This window comes from Curtobacterium sp. Leaf183, assembly GCF_001424385.1.
GTDB lineage: Bacteria > Actinomycetota > Actinomycetes > Actinomycetales > Microbacteriaceae > Curtobacterium.
On record NZ_LMPO01000008.1, the window covers coordinates 391,475 to 409,908 of the forward strand.

Annotated in this window: 15 protein-coding genes and 1 pseudogene; 4 read left to right on the top strand and 12 right to left on the bottom strand. The window is 71.2% G+C overall.

Features of this window, described 5'->3' with window-relative positions:
- From ASG04_RS08195 to iolC, 10 genes and pseudogenes are all read right to left on the bottom strand, one after another.
- Positions 1-1,024: pseudogene (locus ASG04_RS08195) on the bottom strand (Gfo/Idh/MocA family protein); the annotation flags it as partial.
- On the bottom strand, positions 1,021-2,178 hold the full coding sequence (locus tag ASG04_RS08200) for a transaldolase family protein (protein ID WP_082517895.1): 1,158 nt from the start codon (positions 2,176-2,178) through the stop codon (positions 1,021-1,023). The pseudogene ASG04_RS08195 and the gene ASG04_RS08200, both read right to left, overlap by 4 nt.
- On the bottom strand, positions 2,175-3,044 hold the full coding sequence (locus ASG04_RS08205; protein WP_056122317.1) for a sugar phosphate isomerase/epimerase family protein: 870 nt from the start codon (positions 3,042-3,044) through the stop codon (positions 2,175-2,177). The genes ASG04_RS08200 and ASG04_RS08205 overlap by 4 nt, the downstream gene beginning before the upstream one ends.
- A gap of 3 nt (positions 3,045-3,047) precedes the next feature.
- Complete coding sequence (locus tag ASG04_RS08210; RefSeq protein WP_056122322.1) at positions 3,048-4,100, bottom strand: Gfo/Idh/MocA family protein; 1,053 nt, start codon at positions 4,098-4,100, stop codon at positions 3,048-3,050.
- A gap of 37 nt (positions 4,101-4,137) precedes the next feature.
- On the bottom strand, positions 4,138-5,061 hold the full coding sequence (locus ASG04_RS08215; RefSeq protein ID WP_056122325.1) for a sugar phosphate isomerase/epimerase family protein: 924 nt from the start codon (positions 5,059-5,061) through the stop codon (positions 4,138-4,140).
- 37 nt (positions 5,062-5,098) lie between these two features.
- Positions 5,099-6,979: a 3D-(3,5/4)-trihydroxycyclohexane-1,2-dione acylhydrolase (decyclizing) gene (gene iolD, locus ASG04_RS08220; RefSeq protein ID WP_200938473.1), complete on the bottom strand. Its 1,881-nt coding sequence runs from the start codon at positions 6,977-6,979 to the stop codon at positions 5,099-5,101.
- Between the two features lie 14 nt (positions 6,980-6,993).
- Positions 6,994-7,896: a 5-deoxy-glucuronate isomerase gene (iolB, locus tag ASG04_RS08225; RefSeq protein WP_056122331.1), complete on the bottom strand. Its 903-nt coding sequence runs from the start codon at positions 7,894-7,896 to the stop codon at positions 6,994-6,996.
- Positions 7,897-7,903: 7 nt separating this feature from the next.
- The gene (locus tag ASG04_RS08230) at positions 7,904-9,415 is read right to left on the bottom strand and encodes a CoA-acylating methylmalonate-semialdehyde dehydrogenase (protein ID WP_056122335.1); all 1,512 of its coding nucleotides are present in this window, start codon (positions 9,413-9,415) and stop codon (positions 7,904-7,906) included.
- Complete coding sequence (locus tag ASG04_RS08235) at positions 9,412-10,446, bottom strand: class I fructose-bisphosphate aldolase (RefSeq protein WP_056122337.1); 1,035 nt, start codon at positions 10,444-10,446, stop codon at positions 9,412-9,414. The genes ASG04_RS08230 and ASG04_RS08235 overlap by 4 nt, the downstream gene beginning before the upstream one ends.
- Positions 10,439-11,431, bottom strand: coding sequence for a 5-dehydro-2-deoxygluconokinase (gene iolC / locus ASG04_RS08240; protein WP_056122339.1), 993 nt, complete (start codon positions 11,429-11,431; stop codon positions 10,439-10,441). Before iolC ends, ASG04_RS08235 begins: the two co-directional genes overlap by 8 nt.
- Before the next feature lie 176 nt (positions 11,432-11,607).
- Here iolC and ASG04_RS08245 point away from each other — a divergent pair, with 176 nt between their 5' ends.
- Entirely contained in the window at positions 11,608-12,870 is a 1,263-nt protein-coding gene (locus ASG04_RS08245) for a DNA recombination protein RmuC (protein ID WP_056122343.1), read from the top strand.
- Positions 12,871-13,111: 241 nt separating this feature from the next.
- On the opposite strand, the gene glpX is transcribed toward ASG04_RS08245, so the two are convergent.
- Positions 13,112-14,101, bottom strand: a complete 990-nt coding sequence (gene glpX, locus ASG04_RS08250) for a class II fructose-bisphosphatase (protein WP_056122346.1) — start codon at positions 14,099-14,101, stop codon at positions 13,112-13,114.
- A gap of 124 nt (positions 14,102-14,225) precedes the next feature.
- Between glpX and fbaA the strand changes: the two genes are divergently transcribed.
- Complete coding sequence (fbaA, locus tag ASG04_RS08255; protein ID WP_056122350.1) at positions 14,226-15,254, top strand: class II fructose-bisphosphate aldolase; 1,029 nt, start codon at positions 14,226-14,228, stop codon at positions 15,252-15,254.
- A gap of 88 nt (positions 15,255-15,342) precedes the next feature.
- Positions 15,343-16,605: a M18 family aminopeptidase gene (locus ASG04_RS08260; protein WP_056122355.1), complete on the top strand. Its 1,263-nt coding sequence runs from the start codon at positions 15,343-15,345 to the stop codon at positions 16,603-16,605.
- Between the two features lie 41 nt (positions 16,606-16,646).
- Here the strand turns inward: ASG04_RS08260 and ASG04_RS08265 are convergent, their stop codons facing one another.
- The gene (locus ASG04_RS08265) at positions 16,647-17,774 is read right to left on the bottom strand and encodes a zinc-binding alcohol dehydrogenase family protein (protein WP_056122358.1); all 1,128 of its coding nucleotides are present in this window, start codon (positions 17,772-17,774) and stop codon (positions 16,647-16,649) included.
- Positions 17,775-17,863: 89 nt separating this feature from the next.
- On the opposite strand from ASG04_RS08265, the gene ASG04_RS08270 reads away from it, so the two are divergent.
- Positions 17,864-18,427 (top strand): TetR family transcriptional regulator, encoded by a 564-nt coding sequence (locus ASG04_RS08270; protein ID WP_056122361.1) that lies wholly within the window; start codon positions 17,864-17,866, stop codon positions 18,425-18,427.
- Positions 18,428-18,434: the final 7 nt, after the last annotated feature.

An 18,434-nucleotide genomic window follows, 5' to 3' on the forward strand; every position in this document is an offset into this window, starting at 1 on the left:
TCTTCAGGTCGTCGTAGCCCATCGCGGTGCCGGCTCCGGGCTGGAACCGCGCGAAGTCGCCGTCGCCAGGTGCGACGAAGTGTGTGACGTACCCGTCGACGTCCTGCCCGTCGAGGGCGACCTGCAGTTCGTTGAGCCGTTGGAAGTCCCAGCGCACCGAGCCGCGGGTGCCGTACACCTCGAACGTGTACTCGGCGTGCGGCCCGTGCATCACCCGACTGGAGTCCATCGTGCCGACGGCACCGTCGTCGAAGCGGAAGAGCAGGGCGGCGTAGTCCTCGTTCTCGACGGGCTTGCGCTCCCCCGTGGCGGCAGCAGACCGATCGACGATCCCGGCACCGGGTACCGGCCGGTCCGTGATCACGGTCTCGGCCAGGGCCGTGACGCTCGCGATCCGCCCGACGACGTACTGCGCCAGGTCGAGACCGTGTGAGAGCAGGTCGCCGAGGACGCCCGAGCCCGCGCGCTCGCGTTCGAAGCGCCAGGTCAGCGGTGCGTCGGGGTCGGACGAGTAGTCCGCCAGGAGCGACCCGCGGACGTTCGTGATCCGGCCGAGTCGACCACTCCGGACGAGTTCGCGTGCGCGTTCGATCGCGGGGGCGTGCCGGTAGTTGAACCCGACGCTCGTGATGACCCCGGCGCGCTGGACGGCGTCGTGGATCGCACGCGAGTCGCTGGCGTACCGGCCCATCGGCTTCTCGATCCAGAACGGCTTGCCGGCTGCCGCCGCGGCGACCGCCATCTCGCGGTGCAGGAAGTTCGGCGAGCAGATCGAGACGACGTCGACCTCGGGGTCGGCGAGCACCTCGTGGTAGTCGGCGACGGCGCTCTCGTAGCCGAGACGGTCGACGGCCTGGTGGCGAGCCTCGGGAACGGGGTCGGCCGCCAGCACGAGCCGCGGCTGCACGCCGAGTTCCGGGAAGTGGTCGGGCAGCGCCCGGTACGCCCGCGAGTGCAGCCGCCCCATCCAGCCGACGGAGATCAGGCCGACGCCGATCGTCGTCGGGCCGCTCGTCGGGTTCATGCCGCCGGGATGAGCACGTCGCGGACCAGGGCGTCGAGCTGCGCGTCGGCGTCCAGGAACTGGCGCAGGGTCGTCACCGTGGCGCCGAACCGGTCGAACTCGTCGATCGTCATGCCGTCGACGTCGTACCCGCGGGCGAACTCGGGCGTCGCCGCACGCAGGGCGTCGAGCACGTGGGCGGGGACCTCGTCGTCGATGGCGTCCGGGCGGAACGGGACCGCGTTGTCGTTGATGTCCTCGGACCACTGGAACGGCGGGGAGACGACCAGGTCGCCGCCCTGGAACTCGGACCACTGCAGCGCGTTCCGGAACGCAGCGACGAGCACCCGCGAGCGGAACCCGCGCTGCTGGAAGACCCGGTACGCGTGCTTCACCGCGGCGACACCGGCCCACTCCAGGTACCCGGGGTCGATCAGCACGTGGTCGCGCTTGACGGCGGTCTTCAGCCAGTCGTCCAGGCGCCCGGCCATGAGCGTGACGACGTGGCCGAACTCCTGCTCGGGGAGTCCGTCGGCAGCACGTCGGTCGAGGGCACGCTCGATGGCCTCGCCCACGGCGACGACCTGGGCCACCGTGAACGACACCGTCGCGTTGATCGAGACCCCGCGGTAGGCGGCTTCCTCGATCGCGGCGATCCCGGTCTTCGTCGCGGGGATCTTCACGATGATGTTCGGCGCGAGGCCGGAGAACCGCACGGCCTGCTCGACCAGGGCGTCCTGGTCGCGGTGCAGGCGCGGGTCGGTCTGCATCGACAGGCGGCCGTTGCGCCCGCCGGAGGCCTCGAACGCTGGCAGGAGCTGCGCGGCCGCCGCGATCGAGAGCTCCTCCACAGCCTTCCAGCCGATCCAGGACTCCCCCGCGGTCGGGTGCTCCGCCGCGATCTGCCGGATGCGCGGCACCCACGTGTCGGGGTCCTGCTTGATGCAGGTGTAGGCGATGACCGGGTTGCACGTGGCCCCGACGGCGCCGTACCGGTGGATGGCGGTGGACAGCTCACGCGGGTCGGCGGAGTCGTTCCACAGGGCGGTCGGCGTCTGCTCGGCGGCCTGCAGTGTGACGGGACGGGGGTCGGTGGTCGCCGCCCCGGCGCGGGTGGCCGTCGTCGCGGTTGCCGCGGTTGCCGCCGTGGGTGCGGTCGTGGGTGCCGTCGTCATCGGTGCAGTCCCTTCGTGATCGTGTCGAGTTGCGCGCGGGAGACCTGGTCGGCGTTCTCGTCCTCGGCGAAGACACTCGACACGGCGACGGTGTCCGGGCGTGTCGAGAACCCGACGCGGTCGAGCGCTGCCCAGAACCGGTCGAAGTCGACGTCGCCCTGTCCCACCGGCAGATGCTGGTGGACGCGCACGGCGTTGCCCGGCGGGTTCGTGATGTAGCGGAGCCCGTGCGACCGGCGGTGATCGAAGGCATCGGCCACGTGCACCAGCCCCAGAGAGTCCCCCGCGGCGTCGATGACGGCGTCCATGTCCCCGCCGTAGTGGAACGTGTGGCAGGCCACGTAGACGAACCCGACGTGCTTCGAGTTCAGGCCGCGGATGACCCGGAGCGCCTCGAGCCCGTCCTCGACGAAGTCGTCGGGATGCGGGTCGATGAGCACGCGCAGGTCGGCGTCCTCGATGATCGGCAGGAGTTCCTCCATCGCCCAGTAGAACTGTGCCTCGGACTCCTCTGCGCGCTCGGGACGACCGGAGAACTCGGTGTTGATGGTGTCGACGCCCAGGCGCTTGGTGATCTCGATCACCCGCTTCCACTGCTTGACCGCGGTCTCGCGGGTCTCGCGGTCCGGTCCCGACCAGCGCAGGACCGGCAGCACACTGGCCACCTGCACCCCGGCGTCTGCGCACGCGGCGGCGAACGCGTCGACCAGGTCGTCGTCGGCCTTGGGGTGCCGGAAGAACGGGATGAAGTCACGGTGCGGGGTGAGCTGCAGGTACTCGTACCCCAGGTCGGCCACCTTCTGCGGGAACTCGAGCAGCGACAGGTCGTGGTGGAACGGCGTGGGGTCGAGGGCGATCTTCGGCACGGGCTACGCCCCCTGCGGCGCCGTGTCGGCGGTGTCGTAGAACGCCGGCTTCGCCGTGGCGTAGGTGACCGTCTCGAGTGCGCCGGACTGCTGCGCGCGGACCGCGACCTCGGCCACGACCGACGCCGTGTAGCCGTCCCAGGCGCTGGGCCCGTCGATGCCACCGCTGCGTGCGGCGTTCACCCAGCGCTGGACCTCTTCGTCGTACGCGGCGCCGAAGCGCTCGACGAAGGACGGCGTGACGCCCTGTCCGGAGACGCCCTGCGACACGAGGTTCAGCGACGTCTCCCGCCCGATGTAGGCGACGCCGGACTCGAACACGGCATCGGTCGTCACCTGGTACCCGAACTGGGCGTTCACGTTGATCTCGACGATCGCCATGGTGCCGGACTCGGTGGTGAACAGGACGAACTGGGGCTCGGGCAGATCGGCCGGCGCCAGAGAGTTCCGGCGCGGCTTCTTCACCTCGACGCTCGTGATCGCCTCGCCCGTGATGAACGGGATGATGTCGATCTCGTGGATCACCGAGTCGTGGATGAGCATCGACTCGCTGAAGTTCGGCGGCGTGGTCGGGTTGCGGTGCGCGTGGTGCAGCGCGAGCAGTGCCCCATTGGCACCGGACTGCCGCAGCGCGCGGAGCTCCTGGTAGCCCTTGTCGAACCGACGCATGAACCCGACCTGGATCTTCGGCCGGTCCGACGAGGACTGTTCGAGCTCGACGATCCGCAGCGAGTCCTCGGCGCTCGTCGTGAGCGGCTTCTCGCACAGCACGGCCAGACCGCGCTCGATGGCCGGCACCAGGACCGGCTCGTGCAGGAAACCCGGCGTGGCGACGATGACCGCGTCGATCTCGGTGCTGTCGAGGGCGTCCTCGAACGACGCGGCGGTGATCGCGCCCGGTGCGTTCCCGGCGGCGGCGGTCGCCCGCGCGGTGTCGGGGTCGACGATCGCGACGACGTCGGCGCCGGCGATGGTCGCGGTGATGCGACGGATGTGGTCGCTGCCCATGGCGCCCGCGCCGACGACGGCGACGCGGAGGTTGTCAGTGGTGCTCATGCTGTGCTCCTGCAGTGGTGTGGTGGATCGCGGTGCGTCAGGACGCGCGAGCGGCCGAGGTCGAGCCGAGGATGTGCTGGAACGTGCGCTCGGCGATCGGCCCGGGAGCGTCGACCGAGCAGCCGTACATGTCCTGCTCGACGATGCCGAAGATCTCCGGGTTGATCGCGGCCACGGCCTCGATGACCGGAGCGAGTGCCGGGGTGCCGTTCGGCGGCTCGGTCATGATGCCGTGCGCCACCGCGGTGCCGAACGGCACGTCGTTCTTCAGCACGTCGAACAGCAGGTCCGTGTCGACCTGCTTCAGGTGCAGGTACCCGATGCGGTCGGGGTGCTCGGCGATCAGCTTGAGGTTGTCGCCGCCGTAGTACGCGAAGTGCCCGGTGTCCAGGCAGAGGTTCGTGTACGCGGGGTCGGTCACCGACAGGAACCGGACGGTCTCGCGGTAGGTGCCGATGTGGCTGTCCGCGTGGGTGTGGAACTGCTGGTGGACTCCGAACTCCTCGAGCAGCGCCTTGCCCAGCTGGTCGTGTCCCTTGCCCAGGCGTTCCCACTGCTCGTCGTCGAGCGTGCGGGGCTCGAGGACCGCTTCGGTGGCGTCCGAACGCCACAGGTCGGGGATCGTGACGAGGTGCTCGGCCCCGAGCTGGGCCGCGAGCCCGGCGACCGCCAGGGCCTGGTCCCACGCGCGCTGGAACTGGTCGTCGCCCTTGTGGAACCCGGTGAACACGGTGCCGGCGGACAGCTGCAGCCCGCGCGACGCGAGCTCGTCCGACAGCTGTGCCGGGTCGGTCGGCAGGTACCCGTAGGGGCCGAGCTCGATCCACTGGTACCCGGCGGCGCTGGCCTCGTCGAGGAAGCGCTGCCACGGCACCTGCTTCGGGTCGTCGGCGAACCAGACGCCCCACGAGTCAGGGGCGGTGCCGATGCGGATCGAGGCGGCGTTGGCGGTGTCGGTCATGACGGCGTCGTCTTCCTTCTGTGCGGGGCGGTGTGGGTCAACCGAGCAGGGGCCGCTGGGCGGCGACCTGCTGCTCGTACTCGGATCGGGCCTGCTGGGTGCTCGGCAGGGTCGAGGTCTGTGCGACGGGCACATCCCACCACCCGTTGCCGTCGGGCGCGTAGACGAGCGGGTCGGAGTTGACGTGCACGAGGGTGGTGTGGTCGTTCGCCTTCGCCTGGCGCACGGCGTCCTTGAGGTCCTCGATGGCGTCCGGACCGGGCTGGACCTCGATGACGTCGACCCCGTACGACCGGGCGTTCGCCGCCAGGTCGACGGGCAGCGGGTCCCCGTTGTCGAACGACTGCGTCTCGTCCAGGTAGCGGTACCGCGTGCCGTAGCGCTCGGATCCGACGGTCTCCGACAGGTGTCCGATCGAGGCGTACCCGTGGTTCTGGATGAGCACGACGATGATCTTGATGCCCTCGGCCACGGCCGTGACGAGCTCGGTGTGCAGCATCAGGTACGACCCGTCCCCGACCATCACGATCGCGTCGCGGTCGGGGGCTGCGCGACGGACGCCGATGCCGCCGGCGATCTCGTAGCCCATGCACGAGAACGCGTACTCGACGTGGTACCCGAGCTCGTCGCGCACGCGCCAGAGCTTGTGCAGGTCCCCGGGCAGCGACCCGGCCGCCTGGATCACGACGTCGCGCGGGTCCGAGACGGACTGCACCGCGCCGATGATCTCCGTCTGGCCCGGCAGGGCGTTGCCTGACGGGGCGAACGCGGCGTCGACGACGGCGTCCCAGTCGCGCTTGCGGGTCGCGACCTCGTCGGCGTACCCGGCGTCCACCGAGTACGACGCGAGCTCCTCGCGCAGCGCGACCAGCGACTCGCGCGCATCCGCGACCACCGGCAGCTGCGAGCCGTGCTTGTACGCGTCGAACGCCGCGACGTTGACGTTGACGAACGTGACGTCCGGGTCCTGGAACGCGGTGCGCGACGCGGTCGTGAAGTCGCTGTACCGGGTGCCGATGCCGATCACGACGTCGGCCTGTGCGGCGATCGCGTTGGCGGCCGCCGTGCCGGTCGCGCCGATGCCGCCGAGGTACTGCGGGTGGTCCCACACGAGCGACCCGCCGCCGGCCTGCGAGGTGCCCACGGGGATGCCGGTCGCCTCGACGAACGCGGCGAGCTCGGCCGCGGCGTCGGAGTACAGCACGCCGCCGCCGGCCACGATGACCGGACGGGATGCGCCACGGATCGCGGCGACGGCTCGCGCCAAGGGGCCGCGTTCGGGCAGCGGTCGGCGGATGTGCCAGTCGCGTGGCTGCAGGAACGCGACCGGGACGTCGAACTGTTCGGCCTGCACGTCCTCGGGCAGCGCGATCGTGACCGCACCCGTCTCGGCGGGGTCGGTCAGGACGCGCATCGCGGCGAGCGCGATCGAGAAGAGCTGCTCGGGGCGTTCGACCCGGTCGAAGTAGCGCGAGAGCGGGCGGAACGCGTCGGTGACCTGGAGTGAGGTGTCGTGCGGCATCTCGATCTGCTGCAGCACCGGGTCGGTCGTGCGGGTGGCGAAGGTGTCCGAGGGCAGCAGCAGCGCGGGCAGCCGGTTCGTCGTGGCGAGTGCCGCCGCCGTCAGCATGTTGGCCGCGCCGGGGCCGACCGATGCCGTGGCCGCGAAGGTCGCGCGACGACGGTGCATCCGCGCGAACGCGACGGCCTGGTGCACCATCGCCTGCTCGTTGCGGGCCTGGTGGTAGGGCAGCAGCCCGGGCTGCTCGACGTGGAGCTGCTTGATGGCCTGGCCCACGCCGGCGACGTTGCCGTGCCCGAAGATGCCGAAGATCCCCGGGATGGTGCGTTCGCGGACGTCACCGTCGACGGTCCACTGGTTCGCCAGGAACTCGACAAGGGCCTGGCCGACGGTCATGCGGCGCGTCTCGGTCACGCGTTCTTCCTTCCGTAGGGCAGGCGCGGGTCGATGTCTTCCGACTCCCAGACCTGCCGGACCCAGCCGTGCGCAGGGTCGTCGGTGATGTTCCAGACGCGCTCCGGGTCGGGCCCGGCCATCACGTTGAGGTAGTACATGTCGTAGCCCGGGGCGGCCACGGCGGGACCGTGCCAGCCGTACGGCACCAGCGCGATGTCGCCGGTGCGGACCTGGCGGAACTCGTCGATCGGGCGGTCGTCCGAGGCGTACGTGCGGTGCAGCGCGAACGGCTCGGCGGTGTCGGGGGCATCCACCCCACGGGCCACGGCGGACTCGTAGTAGTAGATCTCCTCGAGGTTCGACTCGACTCCGTCGCGGTGGGTGTCGTGCTTGTGCGGCGGGTACGACGACCAGTTGCCCGCCGGCGTGATGACCTCGCACACGATCGCCTTCACCGCATCGAGCGCGGCCGGGGTGCCGAAGTTGTGCACCTGACGACTCGACTGCCCGGCGCCGCGGAGCTCGACCGGCACGACCCGGCGGGGGATGTACGTGGTCGCCTTGACCTGGTCCGTCGGGACCTCGGCCACCGCGATGCGGCCAGCGCCGCCGATCGTCGCCGAGGACCCGGAGCCCAGGTACAGCACGTCGGTCGGGCCGTCGAAGACGCTCGCGCGACCCTCGAGCGACTGCGACCCCGTGCCCGCACTGCCGGCGAAGGCGACGTGGAAGCTGCCGGCGAGGGGCACGACGATGCGCTCGACCGCCGCCGAGGCCAGGCGGAGTTCGCCGCCGTCCGTGACCGTGCCCGTGCGCAGACCGGTGTGCGTCCAGCCGTCGATGCGGTCGTCGACCACGTCGGTCCAGCCGTCTTCGGACCGGCTCCCCCGCAGGATGAACCAGGTGTCGTTCGTCATGCCGCGATCAGCCGTTCGACGGGAAGCCGAGGTTGATGCCGCCGTGCGACGGGTCCAACCAGCGCGAGGTGATGGCCTTCTGGCGGGTGAAGAAGCTCACGCCGTCGGCGCCGTACGCCTTGTGGTCGCCGAACAGCGAGTTCTTCCACCCGCCGAACGAGTAGTACGCCACGGGGACCGGGATCGGGACGTTGATGCCGATCATGCCGACCTGCACGTCGCGCTGGAACCGCCGGGCAGCGCCACCGTCGTTGGTGAAGATCGCGGTGCCGTTGCCGAAGGCGCCGGAGTTGATGAGCTCGAGGCCCGCCTCGTACGAGTCCACACGGACGACCGACAGCACGGGGCCGAAGATCTCCTCGGTGTAGACGCGGCTGGTCGTCGGGACGCGGTCGATCAGCGTCGGACCGAGCCAGAACCCGTTCTCGTCACCGTCGGGCTGCACGTCACGGCCGTCGACCACGACCACGGCACCGTCCTGTTCGGCGACCTCGATGTACGAGGCCACCTTGTCGCGGTGCTGCTGCGTGACGAGCGGACCCATGTCGCAGCCGCGACGACCGTCGCCGATGCGCAGCGTCGCCGCGCGCTCGGAGATCTTCTGGATGAGCTCGTCGGCCACGGGCTCGACCGCGACGACGACCGAGATCGCCATGCAGCGCTCGCCCGCCGACCCGAAGCCCGCGTTGATCGCGTTGTCCGCCACCAGGTCGAGGTCGGCGTCGGGGAGCACGAGCATGTGGTTCTTCGCGCCGCCGAGGGCCTGCACGCGCTTGCCGTGCTTCGTGCCGGTCTCGTAGACGTACTGCGCGATCGGGGTCGACCCGACGAAGGAGATCGACTCGACGTCGGGGCTGGTGAGCAGGCCGTCGACCGCGGCCTTGTCGCCGTTCAGGACGGTGAAGACCCCGTCGGGCAACCCGGCTTCCTGGAACTTGCGCGCGAGCCAGATGGCGGCGCTCGGGTCCTTCTCGCTCGGCTTCAGCACGACGGTGTTGCCCGCGGCGATCGCGATCGGCAGGAACCACAGCGGCACCATGGCGGGGAAGTTGAACGGGCTGATGATGCCGACGACACCGAGCGGCTGGCGGATCGAGTAGACGTCGATGCCGGTGGACACCTGGTCGCTGAACTCGCCCTTGAGCAGCTGCGGGATGCTCGTCGCGAGCTCGACCACTTCCTGCCCACGGGCGATCTCGCCCAGGGCGTCGTCGATGACCTTGCCGTGCTCGCTCGTGATGATCTCGGCGAGCTCGGCCTTGTCGCGGTTCAGGACCTCCCTGAAGGCGAAGAGGATCTGCTGACGCTTGGACAGGGACAGCTCGCTCCACGCGGGGAACGCTGCCTTGGCACTGGCGATCGCCGCCTGGATCTCGCGCTCGTCCGCCAGGGCGACCTGCTTCGTCGCGACGCCGAGGGCGGGGTCGTACACGGGTGCGGTCCGGCCGGAGGTCGAGGCGACGTGCGTGCCGTCGATCCAGTGGCCGACGGTGGTGGTGACCTGGTCGGTGGTCGTCATGCGGTGCTTCCTTCCGGGATGGACGAGTCCATGGTGCTGGCGCCGGCGAGCCGCGCGGCTGGGTCGTACGGGTCTGTGGATGACCCGGTCCGGGCCTCCAGGCTGTGGACGGCACCGCTGTCGACGGGACCGCTGCGCGCGACGTCACTGTGGACGAGACCGGCGGCGACGTCGACGGCCGAGGCCACGTCGCCGTCGGGCGGGTAGAGCAGGGTGCGTCCGACGACGAGTCCGCGCACCCCGGGCAGGGCCAGCGCGTCCGCCCACCGGGCGTACGTCTCGAGCGGTCGGGACGACGGGTCGCCGCCCAGCAGCAGCGTGGGCAGCGTCGTCGCCGCCATCACGCGCTCCATGTCGTCGACCACCGGGATCTTGAGCCAGCTGTACGCGCTCGTCTCGCCGAGCCCCGCGGCGATCGCCATCGACGTGATGACGGCCTCGGCCGACAGGTCGTTGACGACGCGGCCGTCCCGCCAGTCCGACATGAAGGGCTCGAGCATGATCGGCAGCCGGTGCGCCGCGGCCTCGGACACCGCGCGGGCGGTGGCCTCGAGCGTGGGTGCGGTCCCGGCGTCGGCGAGGTTCACGCGCACCAGCAGCTTGGCGAAGTCGAGCCCTGCACGGGCGATGGCGGCCGCCGAGTACGCGGTGTAGCGGTCGTCCATCTCGAACGTCGAACCGCGGAGCCCCCCGCGGTTCATGGAGCCCACGACCACCTTGCCGTCGAGGGCGCCGAGGAGCGCGAGGTCCTCGAGGATGTCCGGCGTGCCGAGCACGCCGTCGACGCCGGGGCGGCCCAGGGCGACGACGAGCCGTTCGAGCAGGTCGTAGCGGTCGGCCATCGCGGATTCGTCGTCGCGGACGGCGAGGGCGCCGCGGGCGGGGTGGTCCGCGGCGACGATGAAGAGCTTGCCGTCGTCACCGAGCAGCGGGCGCCTGGTCCGGGCCGCGAGGGTGTCGGCGACGGTCTCGGGCGCACTCGCGCGCGCGTCGCGGAGCCGCTGGAACGTCGTGCTGCTGATCTCAGGCACTGACTGCCTCCTCCGTCGGGTTCTGCTGCAGGAACTGCTCGATCTCGTCGCTCGTCGGCATCGCCGTGGAGCACTCGAACCGCGTGGCGACGATCGCGCCGGCGGCGTTCGCGAACGCGAGCGTCCGCTCCAGGCCCCACCCCTGCAGCAGTCCGTGGGTGAGCGCGCCGCCGAACCCGTCGCCGGAGCCGAGCCCGTTGACGACGTCGATGCGGTGCGGGCGGAGTTCGACGAACTCGTCGCGGGTCTTGGCGAGGACGCCCTTCGGACCCTGCTTCACGATCGCGACCTCGACGCCGCGCTCGAGCAGCGCGTCGGCGGCGCGGACGGGGTCGGTCTCGCCGACCGCGACCTCGCACTCCTCGCGGTTGCCGACGGCGACGGTGGCGTGCTCGAGGGCGACGGCGACCTCGCGCGTCGCGGCCTCGGGCGAGGACCAGAACATCGCGCGGTAGTCCAGGTCGAGCACGGTGTGCGACTTCGTGCGGTGCTCGGAGGCGGTCCGGGCCGCGTACGCGACGTGGTGCGCCTGTCGGCTCGGCTCCTCGCTCAGGCCGGTGACCGTGGTCCAGAACACCCGCGCACGCTCGATCTCGTGCAGCGGCAACGACTTCGCGGTGATCATCAGGTCCGGGGCCTTGGGCGCGCGGTAGAAGTACAGCGGGAAGTCGTCCGGCGGGAAGACCTCGCAGAACGCCACGGGGGTGTTCAGGCCGTCCACCGTCTCGACGAACGCGTTGGCGACCCCGAACTCCGGCAGGGTCCGTGCGATGTAGCGGCCGAAGGGGTCGTTGCCCGTGCGGGTGATGACCGCCGTGTCGGCGCCGTGCTGCGCCGCGGCGATCGCGACGTTCGTGGCACTGCCGCCGACGGACTTGGAGAACGAGGTGACGTCCTCGAGGGGACCGGTCTGCTGCGGGTAGATGTCGACGCTCACGCGCCCCATGGTGATGACGTCGTAGGCGTGGGGAGCTTCATTGGTCATGCGACGCGAGGGACCTTCCGTGCGGCTTCATCGGCGGACGGTCACGACTGTACACCGTGCTTGGCCTAATGTCATTACATGGCCGCGGTGCAGCGGGACCGCGGGTCGTGGACCGGTCTGGAGGCTCGCCACGGTCCCGCCCCGCCGCTGTCGGTGGGACCTGCGAAGGTCTGGGCATGGACTTCACCGCCCTGCTCATCGGCCTGCTGCTCGGCCTGCTGGTCGGCGCCCTGGCGGGCGCCGCGGTCGCTCGCGCACGCGCCGGCGCGACAGCGGCCACGGCCGTCGCGACCGCTGACGCCCTGCGTGTCCGCCTCGACGAGGTCCGCCACGACGCGGACGACCGCCTCGACGCCCAGGACACGCAGTACCGGCGACAGGTCGACTCGCTCGAACGTCGCGCCGCCGAGCTCGAGCACCTCGTGCAGCGCATGCACGGTGCCGAGTCCGCTCGTGCCCAGGACGAGTCCAAGGTCCTGACCGCCCTCAGCCCCGTCGCTGACACGCTCGACGTCATGCGCGCCAAGATCGCCGAGCTCGAACGGTCCCGCAGCGAGCAGTACGGTGCGATCGCGACGCAGCTGCGCTCCGCCGCCGAGTCCGGGGAGCGCCTGCGTGCCACCGCCGAGACCCTCGCGAGCGCCCTGTCGTCGAACAACACGCGCGGCGTGTGGGGCGAGACCCAGCTGCGCAACGTGGTCGAGGCCGCGGGGCTGCTCGAGCGGGTCGACTTCGACGTGCAGTCCTCCGTCACCACGTCGGTCGGTGCCGCGCGACCCGACATGATCGTGCACCTGCCCGGGGGCAAGAGCATCGCCGTCGACGCCAAGGTGCCGTTCAGCGCCTACCTGGAGGCCGCCGAGATCCCCGCGACCGCCGGCGGTGCCGAGGGCGCCCGACGCGACGCCTTGATCGCACAGCACGTCAAGGCGCTGCGGGCGCACGTCGACGCACTGGCCGCACGTGAGTACTGGTCCGGCTACGACGCCTCCCCCGAGCTCACGATCGCGTTCATCCCGTCCGAGTCCCTGATCGCGAGCGCCCTGGCCGCCGACCCCGGGCTGCTCGACCACGCGTTCCGGCAGCGGGTGGCCCTGGCCTCGCCGGTCACCCTCTGGTCGGTGCTGAAGACGGTGGCGTTCTCGTGGCAGCAGGACGTCGTCACCGCCGAGGCACGCGAACTGTTCCGGGTGTCGCGCGAGCTCTACGGACGGCTGTCGACCATGGCGGGGCACGTCGACAAGCTGGGCCGGACGATCCGGGGCAGCGTCGTCGACTACAACCGGTTCGTGGGGTCGCTCGAGCGCCAGGTGCTCCCGAGTGCCCGGCGGCTGTCGCTGCTCGACGAGTCGAAGGTCATCGCGGCCCCCGCCACCGTCGAGGACGAGCCGCGCCTGCTGACCGCTCCCGAGCTCGTCGGTGCCCTCGACGAGGACTAGCCGGCCGCGCGGCCCGGCCCGGCGGGCGGAGGCCCGCGCTTGCCCGCCCGGCCCGGCGGGAGGCCCGCGCTTGCCGGCCCGGCCCGGCGGGCGGCCCGCGCTTGCCGGCCCGGCCCGGCCGCATCGCACCCCCTGACGCACATCGCGCCCCGTGGGAACGGGGCGCGATGGTCATGCGGGGGCGCGACTCGGGCTGGCCAGCCGGCCGGCCGGCCGGGATCAGCGGGTCAGACCCTGCGGATCAGAACCACTTCTCGGCGCGGTGGTCGGCCTGGATGCGGCGGATCGTGTTCGAGCGCGACCGCAGCACGAGCGAGTCCGTGTGGATCACACCGCGCGAACGACGGACGCCGTCCACCAGCACACCGTCGGTCACACCCGTCGCGACGAAGAACGTGTTGTCGCCCGTGACCAGGTCGTCCTGGTCGAGGACCTTGTCCAGGTCGTGACCGGCCGCGACCGCGCGCTCGCGCTCCTCGTCGTCCTTGGGCTGCAGCTTGCCGAGGATGACCCCGCCGAGCGCCTTGATCGCGCACGCGGTGATGATGCCCTCGGGGGTGCCGCCGACACCGACGCACATGTCGATGTTCGATCCGGGCAGTGCCGCAGCGATGCCACCGGCGACGTCGCCGTCGAGCAGCAGACGGGTCCCGGCGCCCGTGGCACGGATCGCCCGGATGAGCTCGTCGTGGCGCGGACGGTCGAGCACGGCGACGACCATGTCCTCGAGGTCCTTGCCCTTCGCCGTCGCCAGCGCGCGGATGTTCTCGCCGATCGGCTTCTCGAGGTCGAGCACGCCACGCCCCTCGGGGCCGGCGGCGATCTTGTCCATGTAGAACACGGCGCTCGGGTCGTACATGGAGCCACGGTCCGAGACGGCCATCACCGAGATGGCGTTCTGGCGGCCGGCGGCGGTGAGCGAGGTGCCGTCGATCGGGTCGACCGCGATGTCACACGCCGGGCCGTGGCCGTTGCCCACGTGCTCGCCGTTGTAGAGCATCGGGGCGTTGTCCTTCTCGCCCTCGCCGATCACGACGACACCGTCGAAGTTCACCGTGCCGAGGAACTTGCGCATCGCGTCGACCGCGGCGCCGTCGGCCAGGTTCTTCTCGCCACGCCCCACCCACGGCTGCGCTCGGATCGCCGCCGCCTCGGTCGCACGCACGAGTTCGAGCGCCAGGTTGCGGTCGGGCTGGAGGAACAGGGAGCCAGTCTCAGTGGTGGGAGTCACGTCGTGCAGCCTACCGAGGGCAGACCCAGCGGCCGCACGGCGCGGACGGATGTGCAGACCAGGTCACACCCCGGATGCCCTGACTACGATCGGAGCGGACGCCACCGAGTCGAAGGAGATCCACGTGCCCATCGCAACGCCGGAACAGTACGCCGAGATGATCGACCGCGCGAAGGCCGGCAAGTTCGCCTACCCCGCGGTCAACGTGTCCTCGTCGCAGACCATCAACGCGGTCCTGCAGGGCCTGACCGAGGCGGGTTCCGACGGCATCCTGCAGGTGACGACGGGCGGCGCCGACTACTTCGCCGGGCACACCGTCAAGAACCGTGCCGCCGGTGCGCTCGCAATGGCGAAGTTCGCCCACGAGGTCGCGAAGAACTACCCGATCACGGTCGCGCTGCACACGGACCACTGCCCGAAGGACGCCCTCGACGGCTTCGTGCTCCCGCTCATCGCGGCCAGCGAGGAAGAGGTCCGCCACGGACGCAACCCGATCTTCCAGTCGCACATGTGGGACGGCTCGGCCGTGCCGCTCGACGAGAACATCGAGATCGCGCGCACGATGATCGAGAAGACCCGCAACATCAACGCCATCCTCGAGGTCGAGATCGGCGTCGTCGGCGGCGAAGAGGACGGCGTCGAGCACGAGGGCACGAACGACGCCCTGTACACGACCTCGGGCGACGTCGAGCGGGTCGTCGACGCGCTCGGGCTGGGCGACCGTGGCCGCTGGATCGCCGCACTGACCTTCGGCAACGTGCACGGCGTGTACAAGCCCGGCAACGTCAAGCTCCGGCCGGAGCTCCTCGGTGAGATCCAGGCCGCCGTCGCCGCCAAGCACGGCACCGGCGAGAACCCGCTCGACCTCGTCTTCCACGGCGGCTCCGGTTCGACCGACGACGAGATCCACGAGGCGGTCCGCAACGGCGTCATCAAGATGAACATCGACACGGACACGCAGTACGCGTTCACGCGCTCGATCGCGGGCTCGATGTTCAGCAACTACGAGGGCGTCCTCAAGATCGACGGCGAGGTCGGCAACAAGAAGCAGTACGACCCGCGCGCCTGGGGCAAGGTCGCCGAGACGGCGATGGCCGCCCGCGTGGGTGAGGCCGCGACGGTGCTCGGCTCGGCCGGCCACAGCCAGAGCTAGTCCAGCCCGGACTGGAGGAACGGGGCGCGTCCGACGGACGCGCCCCGTCCTGCGTCGGGGTGCCAGGGGCCCGTGCCACGATGGTCCGGTGACCGTCGACGCCATCGCCTCCGAGTTCGCCCACTTCGTCACCGAGTCGCCGACGGCGTTCCACGCCGCGGCCGTTGCCCGCGACCGGCTCGTCGCCGCCGGGTTCGTCGAACTGGCGGAACAGGACGCCTGGCCGACCGAGCCCGGTGCGTACGTCGTGGTCCGCGACGGTGCCGTCATCGCCTGGCGACTGCCCGACGGCGCCTCGGCGACCACGCCGTTCCGAATCCTGGGCGCCCACACGGACTCCCCCGGCTTCCGCCTCAAGCCCAACCCCGTCGTCCGGGTCGGCGGCTGGGAGCAGCTCAACGTCGAGGTCTACGGCGGCCCGATCCTGTCGACCTGGTTCGACCGTGAGCTGCGCATCGCCGGACGCGTCGTGCACACGGACGGCACCGTGACGCTCCTCAGCACCGACGCCGTGGCGCGGATCCCCAACCTCGCGATCCACCTCGACCGCGGCGTCAACGCCGGTAACGAGATCGACCGACAGCGGCACACGCTCCCGGTCGTCGGCACGGACGGTTCCGAGGCCAGCGGCGTCGACGCCCTGGCCTGGCTGCGTGCCCGGCTCGGTGCGTCCGCCGTCTCGTGGGACCTCTTCCTCGCCGACACCCAGGCCCCGGCGCGCGTGGGGATCGACGGGTCCTTCCTGGCGTCCGGCCGCATGGACAACCTGACGAGCGTGCACGCCGGGCTCCGCGGCATCGTGGATGCCCCGGCGGACGGCGAGCACATCCCGGTGTTCGCGGCGTTCGACCACGAAGAGGTCGGGTCCGCGACGCCGTCCGGTGCGGGCGGGCCGTTCCTCGAGGACGTCCTCGCGCGGGTCCAGGAAGGACTCGGCGCCAGCCGCTCCGACGCCGCGCGGGCGTTCCGTGCGTCGTGGTTGCTGTCGAGCGACGCCGGGCACCTGGTCCACCCGAACTACGCGGAGAAGCACGACCCGACCAACCGACCGCGGCCGGGCGGCGGTCCGCTCCTCAAGATCAGCGCGAACCAGCGCTACATGACCGAGGCGAAGGGCGAGGCCGTCTTCGCTGCCGCCTGTGCCGCTGCCGGCGTGCCGTTCCAGCCGTTCGTCAACGTCAACACGATCCCCGGCGGTTCGACGATCGGCCCGATCGCGGCGACGCGCCTCGGGATCCCGACGGTGGACATCGGCGTGGGGCTGCTGTCGATGCACTCGGCGCGGGAACTCGTGCACGTCGAGGACCTCGCCGCACTGCACGGTGCCGTGGGGGCGTTCCTCGCCGGCTGAGCCACCGCCGGCTGAGCCACCGCCGGCTGAGCCACCGCCGGTCAGAGGGTCACGACGACCTTCTGCGCCGACACCCCGGCACGCTGGCGGTCGAGGGCGCCCTGCACGGCGCCGAGCCCCGTGCCGGCGACCACGGGGGCAGGGACCGCCTGCAGGGTCCCGTCGGCGAGCCCTGCCGGCAGCGTCTCGGACCACAGCCGACGTCCGACCTCGTCGTCCCGCAGGCTGCTCCCCCAGATGAACGCGGTGCGCACCCCGGCACGACGCGCACGGATCGTGAAGCCCGCCATGCCGAGCCCGATGCGGGTGAAGACGGGGAGCATCGCCGGGAACAAGCGCCGGCGTCCGGCGAGCCCGTCGAGCGACACGGACGTGCTCGCCATCGCCAGGACGTCACCTCCGGTCCGACGCAGCACCCGCAGGCATGCGTCCGCGGATCCGGTGCCGATCGCCACCGCCCCCAGGACGCGGCGCCCGGCGATGCCCTGCACGAGCTGGGCGACCGCGTCCGGATCGTGGTGGTCGACGACGACGTCGGCACCGAGGGCCCGCACCGCATCGGCGTTCCGCGGCGACGCGGTGCTGACGACGTCGTACCCGGCGGCACGCGCGAGCTGCACGGCGTTCATCCCCACGCTCGTCGACCCGCCCCACACGAGCACGACGCCCGACCCGCGCGCTGCGTCCACGTGCGCTGCCCCGCCGGGCATCGACAGCCCGAGGTGCCTCGGCTGGAAGAGCGCGCACGCCGCCGTCGACGCGCCGAGCGGCACGACGACGGCCTGTTCGTCGGACATCCCGTCCGGCGTGGGCGCCGTCAGCCGTTCGAGGAGCGCGGTGTACTGCTGGAACGCACCCTCGTGCCGAGGGTCACGCCCCCGGTCCGTCCCCGTCGCGAGCCCGAACACCCGGTCGCCGACGGCGAACCGCGTGACGCCGGACCCGACGGCGACGACCTCGCCCGCCACGTCCGACCCGAGGACCGCGGGGGTCTGCAACCAGCGGTACGTCACCGATCCGGTCCCCTGGATGATCCAGTCGACCGGGTTGACCGCGACCGCACGGACCCGGACGACGACCTCGTCCGGGCGGGGTCCGGGCATGGGTGCGGACTCGACGACGAGCGGGGTCCGCGGTGCGCGGAGTACGGCGGCGGTGTTCTGGGACATGGTGGACCTCTCGCTGGTGGTGATGACACCCGGTGTCATCACACTAGCCCACAATGACACGGAGTGCCATCACCCCTAAGCTGAGCGCCATGGCGAGATGGGCTCCTGACTCCCGCGACCGGTTGCGCACGGCAGCGATGGAGCTGTTCGCCGAGCGGGGCTTCGCCGCGACCACCGTCCCGGACATCGTCGATCGTGCCGGGCTGACCCGACGCACGTTCTTCCGGCACTTCAGCGACAAACGCGAAGTCTTCTTCGGTGACGACGAGATCCCGGCGATCGCGACACGGATGCTGGCAGCAGCACCGCGCGACGTCGATCCCGTCACGGTCGTGCTGCGCGGACTGCGGGACCTCGCAGCGCACCGCTTCGAACCGCAGCGCGCCGAGATCCGGGCGGCCCGGCAGATCATCGACAGCGAGCCGGCCCTGCGCGAACGTGACCTCCGCAAACAGGCGGATCTGCGCCTGGCCGTCCGTGACGGGTTCCTCCGTCGGGGCGAGGAACCGCTCACGGCCGAGGTCCTGGCCGGCGTGACGGCCGAGCTCTTCCAGACCACGCTGACGTGCTGGTTGGCGGACGACTCGGACGCGCCCTTCAGCGAGCACCTGGATCGTGCAGCCGGACGGATGCGTGCCGTCCTCGGCGCCTGAGCCGGAC

Coding starts and splice junctions, on each gene's coding strand:
- ASG04_RS08265 (WP_056122358.1), bottom strand. CDS start 17,774: ATGTCCCAGAACACCGCCGCCGTACTCCGCGCACCGCGGACCCCGCTC.
- ASG04_RS08230 (WP_056122335.1), bottom strand. CDS start 9,415: ATGACGACCACCGACCAGGTCACCACCACCGTCGGCCACTGGATCGAC.
- iolD (WP_200938473.1), bottom strand. CDS start 6,979: ATGACCGTCGGCCAGGCCCTTGTCGAGTTCCTGGCGAACCAGTGGACC.
- ASG04_RS08270 (WP_056122361.1), top strand. CDS start 17,864: ATGGCGAGATGGGCTCCTGACTCCCGCGACCGGTTGCGCACGGCAGCG.
- iolC (WP_056122339.1), bottom strand. CDS start 11,431: ATGACCAATGAAGCTCCCCACGCCTACGACGTCATCACCATGGGGCGC.
- ASG04_RS08210 (WP_056122322.1), bottom strand. CDS start 4,100: ATGAGCACCACTGACAACCTCCGCGTCGCCGTCGTCGGCGCGGGCGCC.
- ASG04_RS08245 (WP_056122343.1), top strand. CDS start 11,608: ATGGACTTCACCGCCCTGCTCATCGGCCTGCTGCTCGGCCTGCTGGTC.
- iolB (WP_056122331.1), bottom strand. CDS start 7,896: ATGACGAACGACACCTGGTTCATCCTGCGGGGGAGCCGGTCCGAAGAC.
- ASG04_RS08200 (WP_082517895.1), bottom strand. CDS start 2,178: ATGACGACGGCACCCACGACCGCACCCACGGCGGCAACCGCGGCAACC.
- ASG04_RS08215 (WP_056122325.1), bottom strand. CDS start 5,061: ATGACCGACACCGCCAACGCCGCCTCGATCCGCATCGGCACCGCCCCT.